Source organism: Chryseobacterium sp. TB1-D10 (assembly GCF_059803555.1).
The window spans coordinates 203,741-217,048 of sequence record NZ_JAPFHB010000009.1 but is presented as its reverse complement, the minus strand read 5'-3'; the positions used below and the strand labels follow the sequence as shown (position 1 = coordinate 217,048).

Here is a 13,308-nt window from a genome sequence, read left to right as displayed (position 1 = left end):
TTAAATGCTTTTCTCTTTCTAAATTTAATATTTTCCCAATCATATTTTATTATTACAAATCTAAAGGAACGGAGCTCATTTGTCATTGCGATTGTCGAAAAGTTCTATTAATTATCAATCTTCCTTCGCAATGACAAAAAAGCGGGAGTGGAAGGCGGAAAAGCTGCCCAAATAATTACAAAAAAAACCTTCAAGAAATCAATCCTTGAAGGTTTAAGCTACTCGCTAAAAGCTAAGAGCAATTTGCTATATTATTTTTTAACTGGAGCAATGTCCATCAATTTCATAAACTCATCCAGTTTTGGCATAATGATGATCTCCGTTCTACGGTTTTCTCCACGTCCGGAAACTGATGCATTAGTTGTTTTCGGGTTATATTCCGATCTACCACCAGCCGTGATTCTGTTTGGATTCACACCAAACTGGTTTTGCAACACCTTTGCAACGGCAGTCGCTCTAAGTGCAGAAAGATCCCAGTTGTCTCTTGGTGCATTGGCGCTGTTCAATGGTGTGTTATCTGTATTACCCTCGATCAATACACTGTATGTATCGTAATCGTTGATCACTTTCGCAACTTTAGCTAAGACATCTGCAGCAGCTGGCTGGATTTCGTATTTACCAACCTGGTAAAGCATTTTGTCTGATAATGAAATCAATACAACACCTTTTAGAACTTTCACGTCCACATCCTGATCTGCGATGTTGTCAAGAGAACGTTTCAGTTTATTGGATAATGCCATATTCAAACTGTCATTTCTGCTTTTTCCGGAGATTAATTGTTTGATATATGCATTGGAAGCATTGATTTCGCCAACCAATTTATCAATGTTTGTAGAACCTTTTCCTGCATTTGCAAGACAAGCATCGAGACTTGATTTTAAGGCGTTGTTTTGTCCAACCAACAGATCATTTTGACCTTTAAGTGAACCATTTTCGCCTTTCAAATCTTGGATCTGACGCATTCTTTCGCCTGCATCTGAGATACATTGTTGGTAATTCAGATTGAGGGCATCGAATTGTTTTTTGCTGACGCATGAGGTAAGGGAAAGTCCCATTACGGCAATTGTCAGAATCTTGAATAATTTCATAAGTATATATTTATGGTTTTAATAATAGTTCTTAGCGTAATTTAACATTCCAAAAGTAATGATTAATAAACGTATATTTGTGTTTATAACTTAATATTTCGTTATAAAATTGTGTTAAGTCTCTTAAAATTTCAAAACGTTCTTGAGCAATTACAATCTCAACCGCAACAAAAAACATACCTTTTAGCAGTAAGTGGAGGCGTCGACTCTATGGTTTTGGCTGATCTGTTTCAGGTTTCGGGTTTGAAATTTCAAATCGCACATATCAATTATCATCTTCGTAATGAGGATTCTAACCTCGACCAGAAAGTAGTTTCCGACTTTTGTGAACGCTATCAAATTCCTTTTCATTTGTATGAAGTTTCAGAGAAAGATGACAAACCGGAAAATTCTATTCAGAATTGGGCTAGAGAATTGCGTTATCGGTTTTTCCGAAAAATCCAAAAAGAACAAAATCTCGAATATCTTGTAATTGCGCATCATTTAAATGATCAGTTGGAAACTTTCATTATTAATCTTTCCAAAGCTTCAGGAATAAAAGGTTTGAGTGGAATTCCTGCGAATGAGAATCAAATTATCCGGCCACTTCTTAGTTTTTCTAAGAATGAGATTTATGAGTTTGCGAAAGATAATAAGATTGAATTCCGTGAAGATGTTTCGAATCAGAAAACCGATTATCTAAGGAATAAAATCCGGCATAATATTGTTCCGCAATTGTTGGACATCAATGATAATTTTCTTCAGAATTTTTCAAAAAGTATGGAGATTTTGAATCAGACAAAAGATGTTCTGAATGATTTGATTAATGAAAAAATCAATGGTTATAAAACTAATACTGAAACTGGACAAACAATTATTGATAAAACGAAATTCTCGCAAGAGTCAAATATAATTCGTTTTGAGATTTTGAAACGATTTGGTTTTAATGACGAAAATGAAATGCAGAAAGTTCTCACGGCGCAAACCGGAAGTTCATTTTTTAATTCTGAATTTCAGTTAATTATTAACAGAAACGAATTGATTTTTGAGAAGAAGTCAAAAGTCAGAAGTCAGAAGTCAGAAGAATCAATAATTTTTATTGAAATTGTAGAAAACGAAATACTGATTCCTGAGCATATTAAAAATGAAATAAAAACGTTTGGTAATTGTTCCTGGAAAATAGATAAACACAAAGTTCAATTGCCTCTAAAATTAAGAAGAAAACAAGAAGGCGATTTGTTTTTTCCTATCGGAATGATTGGTAAAAAGAAAGTTTCGAAGTTTTTTAAAGATGAAAAATTGTCTATTTTGGCCAAGCAAAAAATCTGGATTCTTTGCGACGGGAAAGACAATGTTTTGGGTATTTTGCCGTTTCGTCAGGATAGAAGGTTTTCAACAAATGATGATTATAATTTTTTTCTCAAAGTCCTTCAATAATGAATAAAAAGGCGGTCAATTCCTTAGCAATCGCAGATTTTCAGAAAGACAACAATGTTGCCTTTGGCGTTCTGTACCAAAAATATTTCGGTTACACTCGTAAGTTTGTTCTTGGAAACAAAGGAAATCTGGAAGATGCGGAAGATGTTTTTCAGGATGCTTTGATAATTTTGTACGAAAAATTGTACGATGATGATTTCAAAGCCTATACTTGTCTTGCCAATTATGTCACCGGAATTTCTAAAAATCTTTGGCTGAAAAAATTGCGCAACCGAAACTTTTTTGTGGAAATGTACGAAAGCTATTATTTTGAAAACAAAGAAGAGATCAACCAGGCAATAGAAAACGAAAGGAATTATTATGATAAACTTAATGATTACATCAATAAAATTTCTTCGCACTGCCAAAACCTCATCCACGATATTTTTATGAAGAATAAAAATATGGAAGAAATACAGGAAAAATACAAGTATTCCACCAAGCATAATGCGCAAAATCAAAAGTATAAATGTGTGGAACAAATCCGAAAAATAAAAAAAGATGATAATTTTTAAAACTGATTATCAACACTTTAAATAAAATAATTAAAAAATCACCTTTTCACCGGGTGATTTTTTCTGCTTTTGGGAACTTCATAGTAAATACTTTATCTTATGTTCACCAAAATAATTTATACGTTCTTTTTCTTAGTTGCCATTTCGTTCAATGCACAAAGCAAAGCCGGAATTCAATTTCAGACTAAAAATTTAGAAGAAGCCAAAAAATTGGCACAACAGGAAAACAAACTCATCTTCATCGATCTGTACACAACTTGGTGCGGTCCCTGTAAACTAATGAAAAAGAATACGTTCCCGAATCCTGAACTGGGAGAATTTTTCAATAAAAATTTCATCAGTCTTTATATTGATGCCGAAAAAGAAGGAACAGAACTTGCCAAAAAATTTAAAATCGTTAATTATCCTTCCTTTCTTTTCTTAGACCAGAACGGCGAACTGGTGCAGTACGAATATGGATATTACAACGCTGCACAATTTTTAAATATAGGACAATCGGTTATAGAGAAAAGAAATTCAGACAAAAAAACACCGACAATCAGCGAAGTGAAGGGCAAAATGGTAGGTGAAACGATTCCCAACTTTACAGCAAAAGATCAGTTTGAAAAAACATTTTCTCTGTCTCAGGAAAAAAAGAAAACCGTGGTGGTTTTCATTCGTGGACAATGGTGTCCGTATTGTAATAAATATGTTGAAAGCCTACAAAATCTTGCTCCCGAATTACAGTCAAAAAACACAAGATTGGTCATTATTTCTCCTGAAAAACCTGAGTTTATCGCAAAAACTATCAGCAAAACAAAAACCGCGTATTCCGTTTTGTATGATGAAAACTACAGAATAGCAGAACTTTTTGATGTTCTGTACACGCCCGAGAAAAAAACGCTCGATTTCTACGAAAACCGATTGGGAGACGATTTTAAGAAAAGCCGTTCCGATGATTCCGGAAGACTACCCGTTTCCGCGACCTATATTTTAGACGAGAATCAAAAAGTAATCTGGAGACACTTCAATCCCGATTACAAAGAAAGGGCTTCGTTAGAGGATATTTTAAAACAGCTTTAATTAATTTTTGACCGCAAAAGCTGCAAAAGAAATGATTAAAAAAAGAAATTAAAAAGTCAGCAAAATCCACTATGTATTGTAGACTTTTGACAATCTGATAATTCGGTTAAATCTTTTGATTCTTTTGTGGTTAAAACTACCTAATAAAAACCAATAAGTTTAAAAATTATGAAAAATACAATTACGTTCATTCTTGTTTTTCTGCTTCCTTTTTTGGCATTTTCCCAAAAAGCAGAACACAGAAATTTAGAAAACAAACTGGCAATTCAGGGGTATGATCCCGTTTCTTACATCGAACAGAAAAAAGCTGTAAAAGGGAAAAAAGAATTTGCAGTTAATGTAAACGGAGCCATTTATTATACTTCTTCGGAAAAAAATAAAGAACTCCTGAAAAAAGATCCCGCAAAATACGAACCTGTTTACGGCGGTTGGTGCGCTTTTGCAATGGGAGATGATGGTGAAAAAGTAGACATCAATCCCAATACTTTTAAAATCATTGACGGAAAAACCCACCTGTTCTACAATAAATTTTTCAACAATACCCTGACTTCGTGGAACAAGAACGAGACGAAACTGAAAAAAAGTGCAGACCAAAACTGGGAAAAACTGACCAATTAATCCTCACAAAAAAATAACATTATGAAAAACTTTAAAATTTTTCTGGGAACTGCATTTTTACTGCTTTTGCAAAGCAATCATCTAGTTGCACAGGGATGCAGTGACGCCGGATTCTGTACGGTTAACAGTTTTCAGCCGAATAACAATGACAGCATCAAAACTTACCATAATCAAATTAAAACCGGAATTTTCTTTGGCAAAGCAGATAACTCGATTTCTGTTTTTGGAAATTACGTAGAATATAACAGACAAATCAATGACAGATTTGGCTTTGATGCAAAATTGACAACATTAGCGCAAAACGGAAACGATGTTTCCACTTTTGGCGTTTCTGATTTGTTTTTGAATGCCAATTATAAAGCTAACGAAAAACTAAAGTTTACTTTAGGTGCTAAGATTCCTTTGTCAGATGCAGGAAACTCCAAAAACAATCTTCCGTTGCCAATGGATTATCAGTCCAGCTTAGGAACACTGGATTTAATTGTGGGAGTTGGTTATGAAATCAAAAAAATCCAGTTAGTTACCGCTCTTCAACAGCCTCTAACGCAGAACGACAATCAGTTTTTGGCATCACAGTATCCCGCAAGTTCAGCACTGAGAGGATTTTTATCCACCAATAAATTCCAGAGAAGCGGCGATGTTTTGCTGAGAGTTTCTTATCCTTTAATGATCCATCCAAAAATAAGACTTACGCCAAGTATTTTGCCGATTTATCACCTGAAGAATGACCGTTTTACCAACCAAAACAATGTAGAACTGGAAATTAACAATTCGAAAGGACTTACACTGAACGGAAATGTCTATCTGGATTACGAAATCAACCGAAGAAATTGACTTCAACTTAATGTGGGTGTTCCTTTTGTCGTGAGAACAGCTAGACCCGATGGATTAACGAGAAGCTTCATCGCTAATGTAGAATACAGAATCAGGTTTTAATTCACTCAATCAAAAACTTACAACAAATAAAAACATCAGAAATTATGAAAACAATGATCACCTTTATTTTCGCATCCTTTCTCTTGGTTTCCTGCATCAGAGAAAATACCGCAACAGAAGATTTAATGGAAATGGCTCCCGAAAATGCAATTTTAAAATATTCCGGAAACTTTATGCAGGGACCTTACGGAAACAACGTTAACGGAAAAGCTGAAATTTATGAGAAAGACGGAACTTTTACCTTGGTTTTCAATGATGCTTTCACGGTTAGCAATGGTCCGGATTTGTACGTTTATGTAAGTAAAGAACAGGAGCCAGCACAATTTATTTCGCTTGGAAAACTGAAATCTGTGAATGGCGGGCAAACCTATACTTTCACAAGCCCCGTAAACTTTGATGAATACAAATATGCCGTTGTTCATTGCCAACAGTACAATCATTTATTTTCTCACGCTTTATTGGAGAAAAAATAACGAGATATGAAAAACTATATCAATTGGGCATTACGATTAATTCCCGCCATTATTTTACTGCAGACTTTATTCTTCAAATTTACGGCTCATCCGGATTCTGTTGCGATTTTTTCTAAGCTTCACGCAGAACCTTTTGGAAGAATTTTTTCAGGTATTCTGGAACTCATTACGGCAGTTTTGATTCTGAACCCGAAAACCACTTTTTGGGGAGCTGTTCTGGGATTTGTAACGATGATTGGAGCAATTGCCTCACACATTTTCATTCTGGGAATCGATACCAATAACGATGGCGGAAAATTGTTTTACCTTGCGCTTACCGTTTTTGTTTTCTGTGTTATTCTTTTATTTAAATTTAAAAAAGGAAAGTATGAATAAAGACCAATCGGTTTATGCGATCTTACACGAGATCCTTACCGAACAACAGAATTTACTGAGAAAAGTTTCGGCAAAAATGTACACTCAGAGTATTCCTTCTCTGGACGGTTCTACCATTGGCGGTCACACAAGACATATTATTGAGTTTCTGGAAATTTTACGGAACTCTTACCATACGAATCAGATTAATTATGACGAAAGACAGAGAAATCCGGAACTGGAACATAATCCTGAAAAAGCGATAGAAATTATTTCCGAAATACTTTTCAGCATTAATTTGCCCAACAAAAATTTGACAATGCATCAAACGGTGGGAACTATTTCTTTGGAAATTCCGACCAATTTCTTTCGGGAACTTTTGTACAATATTGAGCATTGCATCCATCATCAGGCTTTGATAAAAGTGGCTTTTAACGAGATTAAAATGAGTCATCTTCTCAACAAAAATTTCGGAATTGCCCCTTCAACGATTCAATACAGAGAAACCCAAAACCTAAACTAAATGTGTACTGTAACGTATTTTCCGCTTAAAAATAAAATTATTCTGACTTCCAACCGGGACGAGAAACCGAATCGTTCTGCACAGGAAATTCATCGTGAAAAAGGTATCTTTTATCCGAAAGATGCTACCAAAAACGGAACGTGGTTTGCGGTTTCAGAAAATGGAAATGCCCTCATTTTATTAAACGGTGCTTTTGAAAATCATTTGGTAAAAAAGGAATACCGAAAAAGCCGTGGACTGATTGTTTTGGATCTGATAGTGGAAGAAGATATTTTCAAGTCAATAGAATTAATTGATTTGGAAAACATTGAACCTTTTACACTGGTGATTTTTCAGGAAAAACAATTGGCAGAATTTTGCTGGGACGGAACCGAAAAACATTTTAAAAGATTAGACGCTCATCTTCCGTACATCTGGTCTTCCGCAACTTTGTACGATGCAAAAGCACAGGAAAAAAGAAGGGAAATTTTCAAAGAATTTCTGCAAATCGAGCCGATTTCCGAAGCAGATATTTTAGATTTCCACCATCAGAAAACCGATGATCTGGAAAACGGAATTACCATCAAAAGGCAAAATACGATACAAACCATCAGTACGACACAGCTCGTTATTTCCGATGAAATGACACTGAAACATTATGACCGACTGAACCCAGATTCTAAACCCGAAAAAATTTCCCTCAAAAATGAAACTCAAACATCGCCTTCATAAAATTGCACATTGGGAATACTGGTCTACTTTTTCCATTTACCTGCCGCTTTTTCCGGTTTGGCTGTACTGTGCATATAAAGCAAGAACGCTTTTGTTCTTCCACGGAGCGAATCCTTCTATAAAATACGGAGGAATGGCAATGGAAAGTAAAAAAGAAATCTACGATCTGATTCCCGAAAACTGGATCCCGAAAACGGTTTTTGCATCTTCAGAAATCCCGTTTCAGAAAATTGTATCTGAATTAAAATCACAAACCATTAACTTCCCTGTTATTGTAAAACCAAACATTGGACTGAAAGGTTTAGGTGTTGTTCAGCTCGAAGATTTAAATGAGTTGGAAAATTATCGAAACAACAGCGATTGCGATTTTTTGATTCAGGAAAAAATAAATTATCAAAATGAAGTCGGCATTTTTTATCACAGATTTCCAGACGAGAAAAAAGGAAAAATTACAGGAATGGTGAAAAAAGAATTTCTATCTGTAAAAGGAAACGGCAAAAACACACTGAGAGAACTGGTGATGGAAAATCCCAGAAGTGCGTTCCAGATCAAAGCCATAGAATTGAAAATGGGAAGCGAAATGCAGAAAACAGTTCCTGAAAACGAAGAAATTATTCTGATACCGTTTGGAAGCCATACGAGAGGCGCAAAATTTATTGATATTTCAAGTGAAGTTACAGAAAAATTAGTACAAAAAATAGATGAAATCTGTACGAAAGTCAACGGTTTTTATTTCGGAAGACTGGATGTAATGTTCGAAAATCTAGAACTTTTAAAAGAAGGAAAGAATTTAAAAATCATCGAAATAAATGGTGCTAAAAGCGAACCGACTCATATGTATGACCCCAAACATTCTCTGTTTTTTGCTTGGAAAGAAATTACCAAACACTGGAAAATAATGGCAGAAATCAGTCGCAGAAATCACGAAACAGGATTTCCTTATCTGGATATTAAAGAAGGTTTTTTGGCTTTGAAAAATAATCTGGCGATAGAAAAAAAATTAAGGCAAAGCACTCTGCTCGATTAATCTTAAAACAAGTACTTTTGTAAATCTAAAAATATTAAAAATGAAGAGGTTTTTTTTCTTATTCTCACTTCTTATTATTCAAATCTTTTCTGCGCAAATCAAAAATCCGGTTAAGTTCAAATTCGATGTTAATCCTGTTGGAAAAGACGAATACGAAGCCGTTTTAACCGGAACAATTGAAGACAAATGGCATATTTATTCAAAAGATTTACCACCGGATTCCGGAATACCAACTGAATTTAAAATCACTTCAAAAGAGGGAATTCAGCTAATTGGAAAAGTTCAGGAAATTGGGAAAAAGCACGATGAATTCTCAGAAGCTTTCGGCGCTCAGATCGTTTATTATTCAGATAAAGTGATTTTCAAGCAGAAGTTCAAACCGAAAGATGCTTCGAAACCGACCACGATTACAGCTGAAATAATGTATCAGACTTGTAATGATCGCGTTTGTCTGGCTCCAAATACTTTGGAATTCGAAAAACAAATCGCTGGAACTGCGACCGCAGTTGCTTCCGAACAAACCGCTGAAAAGACAAAAGATACCATTTACGAAGTTGCGCCTGCAGGAAAAGTGGGAACTGTTTTGAAGCCTACTAATATTGAACAAATATCAGTTGCAAAACAAGATGGCTTGAAGATCAATTCTCTGGACTTCAAAAATCCATTGACCAATTGTGGGGCAGTTCAACAAAAACCGGAGAATGATAACTGGCTTGTTCTTGGACTAGGTTTCCTCGGTGGATTGATTGCATTGTTGACGCCGTGCGTGTTCCCAATGATCCCATTGACGGTTTCCTTCTTCACCAAAGGCAATAAAGACAAAGCAAAAGGCAAACGAGACGCATTCATTTACGGTTTTTTTATCCTATTGATTTTCGTTTTATTAAGTATTCCGTTTCATATTATTGATGGGATTTCGGGGAATATTTTCAATCAGATTTCGACCAATATTTGGCTGAATTTATTCTTCTTTGCCATATTTTTATTCTTTGCTCTGAGCTTTTTCGGCTATTACGAAATCACTTTACCAAGCTCCATTGCGAACAAATCTTCCAAAGCTGAGGAAGCTGGCGGGATGATTGGGATTTTCTTTATGGCTTTGACTTTGGTCATCGTTTCGTTCTCTTGTACAGGTCCAATTTTGGGAAGTTTGCTTGGTGGAGTAGTCGCTGGAGCTACGAATGTTCCGACACTTTTGACGTTTGCTTTAGGCGGTTTCGGATTGGCTTGGGCATTAGTTTTTGGATTGTTGGCATTGTTTCCTCAAGCGCTTCAAAGCTTACCAAAATCTGGTGGTTGGATGAATACTGTGAAAGTGGTTCTTGGTTTTATCGAGTTGGCTTTGGCTTTAAAATTCCTTTCAAAAGCAGATCTGGTTTCCAAAACATTCCTATTGAAAAGAGAATTGTTCATTGCACTTTGGATTATTATAGCCATTGGTTTGGTGGTTTATTTATTCGGGAAAATCAGATTTCCGCACGATGACAAGAAACCGAAGATCAGTTTAGGAAGAAGAATTCTTGGTGTTTTCGGAATTGTGTTTGTGGTTTATCTGATTCAAGGATTGATTCCTTCAGAAAAACCGAAACTGCAAATGTTGAGCGGAATTTTACCGCCATTGAATGTCAGTTATTTCCACGACGAAAAAGATGGAATTCTTGGCTTGAAACCTTATCACAATTACTTCGAAGCGATTGAAGTGGCGAAGAAAGAGAACAAACCTGTTTTGATAGATTTCACAGGCTATGGTTGCGAAAATTGTCGTAAAATGGAGGAATTCGTCTGGAGTCAGGATGATGTCTTGCCAATGCTTCAAAATGATTTGATTATTGCTTCGGTTTATGTGGATGACAAGGAAGAATTGCCGGAAAATGAACAAATCAAAATCGATATGGGCGACGGTCAAATGAAGAAAGTAAAAACAATTGGCGATAAATGGAGTCTCTTCCAGCAAGTGAATTTTAATAATAATTCTCAGCCACATTATGTTTTGGTAACGCCAGATCAAAAGGTGATCAACATTCCTGTTTCCGGATATATGCCAAAAGAAGAGTTCAAAAAATTCCTGAAATGCGGAATTGATTTTTATAAAAACAATAACTAAAAATGGATTTCAGAGAAGCTAAAATTGAAGACATCAAACAGATGCAGATGGTTCGTAATTCTGTAAAGGAGAATCAATTATCGGATCCAAACCTTATAAAAGACGCGGATTATGAAAAGTTTATAATCGAAAAAGGAAAAGCTTGGGTTTGTGAAATCAAAAATCAAATCGTTGGTTTTGCAGTCGTAGATACAGTTGAAAATAATGTCTGGGCATTGTTCGTTGCGCCAAGATACGCAGACCAGGGCATTGGAAAGCAATTGCATAATATGATGTTGAATTGGTATTTTCAAAAAACCAAAACACCACTCTGGTTAGGAACTGCACCACATACGAGAGCCGAAAAATTCTATCGATTGGCTGAATGGAAAGAGATTGGAACGCAGGGTAAAGAAATCAAATTTGAAATGACTTACGAGCAATGGATGAATTCGTAATTCATTGAATAGCGATTTTGCAATGATTTAAAATATAAGGTACAGAATTTGTATTCCAAAATCCATAATGATGATAAATCATTATGGATTTTTATTTTCTATTATTAACTTAAAATTTAAAGCTATGGCCGAAATTCAAATTAAAGAGCAATCTAACGGAAAGAAAACTCAAAACAAAAAACCAATCCGCGTAGATATGACGCCAATGGTAGATCTGGGATTTTTACTGATCACATTTTTTATGTTCACAACCAATTTCTCAAAACCGAACGCAATCAATTTTTCGAACCCACCAAAAAATCCACGGCACGTTGAAAATTATATTGACTACAGAAATTCGATCGTTTTTATTATTGGTAAGGATGGAAAAGTTTTTTATTATCAAGCAGATAAAAAAGATTTGAATGATAATAGTCTGAAAGAAGTGTCTTTCGACAAAGCTCAGGTTGCAAAAACCATTGAATCTGCAAAAGCAAAAGCCCCTAAAAAAGAGATTTTTACCGTAATCATAAAACCTGCAGACGATTCCCAATACAAAACGATGGTTGATATGTTGGACGAAATGACCATCACAAAATCTGAACTTTACGGAATTTCTGAAATGAATGATAAAGAAAAAGAATTGTACGAGAATAAAATTCAGTAAAAATTGCATAATATTTTACAAAGAGTGTCTGTCAGGCGCTCTTTTTTATTTATTTTAGAGGAAAATTTAGCCAATGAAAAAACTTTTCCCGATCGTAATTTTAGTTTTAATTAACTCCTGTAATAAATCTGCAGACAATGCAGTTTCCAAAGTTGACAGTACAAAAATAATCGATTCTATTAACCTTGCGAGAACAAAAATCAACGACAGCATTCTTGCCAGCCGCAGTTTCAAAAATCTGGAAGGAACTCATAGCCTTACACATGATATGCTGAAAGGAAGTGGGAAAGTTACTTTTAAAAAAATTGGTCAGGATGAATATGAAGTTTCCGGCAAACAAACCAGTGGGAAAGATTTTTTATCAATTGACGGAACGGCAAAAATGACTTCGCCAAAAAATCTGAAGTTTGAGGGAAATATCAAACAAAGCATTTCCGACAATGACAACGGAAAACTAGATGTAAGAAGTGGCAAGAGAAATTTTTCTACAAAAGATGGGGGCAAAACCTTCAAACTCCACGAATCTGTGAATAGTGCTGGATTTGCTGATCAAATTATAATTAAAATATAAAAATTATGCTCAATTACGAAATAGAAGGAAACGGAACGGAAGCCTTGGTTTTGCTCCACGGATTTATGGAAAATCTCTCGATTTGGGATGATTTGAAACCATATTTGTCAGAGAAATTTAAATTGATAAAAATCGATTTGCCAGGTTTCGGAAAGTCGGAAGTCATTGCTGAAATCCAAACAATGGATTTGATGGCTGATGGAGTGAAAAAAGTCACAGATCATCTGAAATTAAAAGAATTTCACTTGCTCGGACATTCGATGGGCGGATATATTGCTTTGGCTTTTGCGGAAAAATATCCTAAAGACTTGAAATCGTTTACCTTGTTTTTCTCCACCTATTTCGCAGACGACGAGGAAAAAAAGCAGACAAGAACAAAAGGCTTGAGAATCATCAAAGAAAATCTGAAAGCTTTCGTAAATGCTGGCGTTCCAAATCTCTTCAACCCAAACGAGCACGATATTCTGGAATCGAAAATAAAGCTCGCCAAAGAAATCGCCTACACGTCTTCCGTTGACGGCGTTCTCGCATCACAAAAAGGAATGATAGAACGTCCCGACAGATCCGAGGTCTTAAAAAACTTCGAAGGCAAAATTCTGGTTTTATCCGGCAAGCACGATTCGGCGGTCAATTCTGAAAAAACCATCAAAAATCTTCCGGATAATACGAACATCAAATCCTACGTTCTGGATTGCGGACACAACGGACATTGGGAGAAACCAGAAGTTTGCGCCTCGATCATCAATACAGAATTACTTCATCATTTACCTAAAAAATTTGTGCTCTAA

At 35.5% G+C, this 13,308-nt stretch carries 16 protein-coding genes; 15 read left to right on the top strand and 1 reads right to left on the bottom strand.

Going from position 1 to position 13,308, the window contains the following annotated elements:
* Window positions 1-251: 251 nt before the first annotated feature.
* Window positions 252-1,088, bottom strand: coding sequence for an OmpA/MotB family protein (locus OPU68_RS14070; RefSeq protein WP_498474613.1), 837 nt, complete (start codon window positions 1,086-1,088; stop codon window positions 252-254).
* A 111-nt stretch (window positions 1,089-1,199) separates the two neighbouring features.
* Here OPU68_RS14070 and tilS point away from each other — a divergent pair, with 111 nt between their 5' ends.
* The 15 genes from tilS to OPU68_RS13995 all read left to right on the top strand — a co-directional run bounded on the left by tilS (window position 1,200) and on the right by OPU68_RS13995 (window position 13,308).
* Window positions 1,200-2,504, top strand: a complete 1,305-nt coding sequence (gene tilS / locus OPU68_RS14065) for a tRNA lysidine(34) synthetase TilS (protein WP_498474612.1) — start codon at window positions 1,200-1,202, stop codon at window positions 2,502-2,504.
* Window positions 2,504-3,058 carry an RNA polymerase sigma factor gene (locus OPU68_RS14060; RefSeq protein WP_498474611.1) on the top strand — a complete coding sequence of 185 codons (555 nt, stop codon included), beginning with the start codon at window positions 2,504-2,506 and terminating at the stop codon, window positions 3,056-3,058. The genes tilS and OPU68_RS14060 overlap by 1 nt, the downstream gene beginning before the upstream one ends.
* Window positions 3,059-3,157: 99 nt before the next feature.
* Window positions 3,158-4,120 (top strand): redoxin domain-containing protein, encoded by a 963-nt coding sequence (locus tag OPU68_RS14055; RefSeq protein WP_498474610.1) that lies wholly within the window; start codon window positions 3,158-3,160, stop codon window positions 4,118-4,120.
* Between the two features lie 168 nt (window positions 4,121-4,288).
* On the top strand, window positions 4,289-4,738 hold the full coding sequence (locus tag OPU68_RS14050; RefSeq protein WP_498474609.1) for a YHS domain-containing (seleno)protein: 450 nt from the start codon (window positions 4,289-4,291) through the stop codon (window positions 4,736-4,738).
* A gap of 21 nt (window positions 4,739-4,759) precedes the next feature.
* On the top strand, window positions 4,760-5,572 hold the full coding sequence (locus OPU68_RS14045) for a hypothetical protein (RefSeq protein WP_498474608.1): 813 nt from the start codon (window positions 4,760-4,762) through the stop codon (window positions 5,570-5,572).
* Window positions 5,573-5,718: 146 nt separating this feature from the next.
* The gene (locus tag OPU68_RS14040) at window positions 5,719-6,147 is read left to right on the top strand and encodes a DM13 domain-containing protein (protein WP_498474607.1); all 429 of its coding nucleotides are present in this window, start codon (window positions 5,719-5,721) and stop codon (window positions 6,145-6,147) included.
* A gap of 6 nt (window positions 6,148-6,153) precedes the next feature.
* Window positions 6,154-6,522 (top strand): DoxX family protein, encoded by a 369-nt coding sequence (locus OPU68_RS14035; RefSeq protein WP_498474606.1) that lies wholly within the window; start codon window positions 6,154-6,156, stop codon window positions 6,520-6,522.
* Window positions 6,515-7,024, top strand: coding sequence for a DinB family protein (locus tag OPU68_RS14030; RefSeq protein ID WP_185209283.1), 510 nt, complete (start codon window positions 6,515-6,517; stop codon window positions 7,022-7,024). Before OPU68_RS14035 ends, OPU68_RS14030 begins: the two co-directional genes overlap by 8 nt.
* The gene (locus OPU68_RS14025) at window positions 7,025-7,735 is read left to right on the top strand and encodes an NRDE family protein (RefSeq protein ID WP_498474605.1); all 711 of its coding nucleotides are present in this window, start codon (window positions 7,025-7,027) and stop codon (window positions 7,733-7,735) included.
* Window positions 7,710-8,762 (top strand): D-alanine--D-alanine ligase, encoded by a 1,053-nt coding sequence (locus tag OPU68_RS14020; protein ID WP_498474604.1) that lies wholly within the window; start codon window positions 7,710-7,712, stop codon window positions 8,760-8,762. The genes OPU68_RS14025 and OPU68_RS14020 overlap by 26 nt, the downstream gene beginning before the upstream one ends.
* Window positions 8,763-8,802: 40 nt before the next feature.
* Window positions 8,803-10,866, top strand: coding sequence for a protein-disulfide reductase DsbD family protein (locus tag OPU68_RS14015; RefSeq protein ID WP_498474603.1), 2,064 nt, complete (start codon window positions 8,803-8,805; stop codon window positions 10,864-10,866).
* A 2-nt stretch (window positions 10,867-10,868) separates the two neighbouring features.
* Complete coding sequence (locus tag OPU68_RS14010; RefSeq protein ID WP_498474602.1) at window positions 10,869-11,303, top strand: GNAT family N-acetyltransferase; 435 nt, start codon at window positions 10,869-10,871, stop codon at window positions 11,301-11,303.
* A gap of 124 nt (window positions 11,304-11,427) precedes the next feature.
* Window positions 11,428-11,949: an ExbD/TolR family protein gene (locus OPU68_RS14005; protein WP_498474601.1), complete on the top strand. Its 522-nt coding sequence runs from the start codon at window positions 11,428-11,430 to the stop codon at window positions 11,947-11,949.
* 73 nt (window positions 11,950-12,022) lie between these two features.
* Complete coding sequence (locus OPU68_RS14000) at window positions 12,023-12,520, top strand: hypothetical protein (protein ID WP_498474600.1); 498 nt, start codon at window positions 12,023-12,025, stop codon at window positions 12,518-12,520.
* Between the two features lie 5 nt (window positions 12,521-12,525).
* Complete coding sequence (locus OPU68_RS13995) at window positions 12,526-13,308, top strand: alpha/beta fold hydrolase (protein ID WP_498474599.1); 783 nt, start codon at window positions 12,526-12,528, stop codon at window positions 13,306-13,308.

Excerpts from the sequence above, each read along its gene's own strand:
- OPU68_RS14050 (WP_498474609.1), top strand. The coding sequence starts at position 4,289 with ATGAAAAATACAATTACGTTCATTCTTGTTTTTCTGCTTCCTTTTTTG.
- OPU68_RS14045 (WP_498474608.1), top strand. The coding sequence starts at position 4,760 with ATGAAAAACTTTAAAATTTTTCTGGGAACTGCATTTTTACTGCTTTTG.
- OPU68_RS14025 (WP_498474605.1), top strand. The coding sequence starts at position 7,025 with ATGTGTACTGTAACGTATTTTCCGCTTAAAAATAAAATTATTCTGACT.
- OPU68_RS14035 (WP_498474606.1), top strand. The coding sequence starts at position 6,154 with ATGAAAAACTATATCAATTGGGCATTACGATTAATTCCCGCCATTATT.
- OPU68_RS14000 (WP_498474600.1), top strand. The coding sequence starts at position 12,023 with ATGAAAAAACTTTTCCCGATCGTAATTTTAGTTTTAATTAACTCCTGT.
- OPU68_RS14060 (WP_498474611.1), top strand. The coding sequence starts at position 2,504 with ATGAATAAAAAGGCGGTCAATTCCTTAGCAATCGCAGATTTTCAGAAA.
- OPU68_RS14030 (WP_185209283.1), top strand. The coding sequence starts at position 6,515 with ATGAATAAAGACCAATCGGTTTATGCGATCTTACACGAGATCCTTACC.
- OPU68_RS14005 (WP_498474601.1), top strand. The coding sequence starts at position 11,428 with ATGGCCGAAATTCAAATTAAAGAGCAATCTAACGGAAAGAAAACTCAA.
- OPU68_RS14055 (WP_498474610.1), top strand. The coding sequence starts at position 3,158 with ATGTTCACCAAAATAATTTATACGTTCTTTTTCTTAGTTGCCATTTCG.
- OPU68_RS13995 (WP_498474599.1), top strand. The coding sequence starts at position 12,526 with ATGCTCAATTACGAAATAGAAGGAAACGGAACGGAAGCCTTGGTTTTG.
- OPU68_RS14015 (WP_498474603.1), top strand. The coding sequence starts at position 8,803 with ATGAAGAGGTTTTTTTTCTTATTCTCACTTCTTATTATTCAAATCTTT.
- OPU68_RS14020 (WP_498474604.1), top strand. The coding sequence starts at position 7,710 with ATGAAACTCAAACATCGCCTTCATAAAATTGCACATTGGGAATACTGG.
- OPU68_RS14040 (WP_498474607.1), top strand. The coding sequence starts at position 5,719 with ATGAAAACAATGATCACCTTTATTTTCGCATCCTTTCTCTTGGTTTCC.
- OPU68_RS14070 (WP_498474613.1), bottom strand. The coding sequence starts at position 1,088 with ATGAAATTATTCAAGATTCTGACAATTGCCGTAATGGGACTTTCCCTT.
- OPU68_RS14010 (WP_498474602.1), top strand. The coding sequence starts at position 10,869 with ATGGATTTCAGAGAAGCTAAAATTGAAGACATCAAACAGATGCAGATG.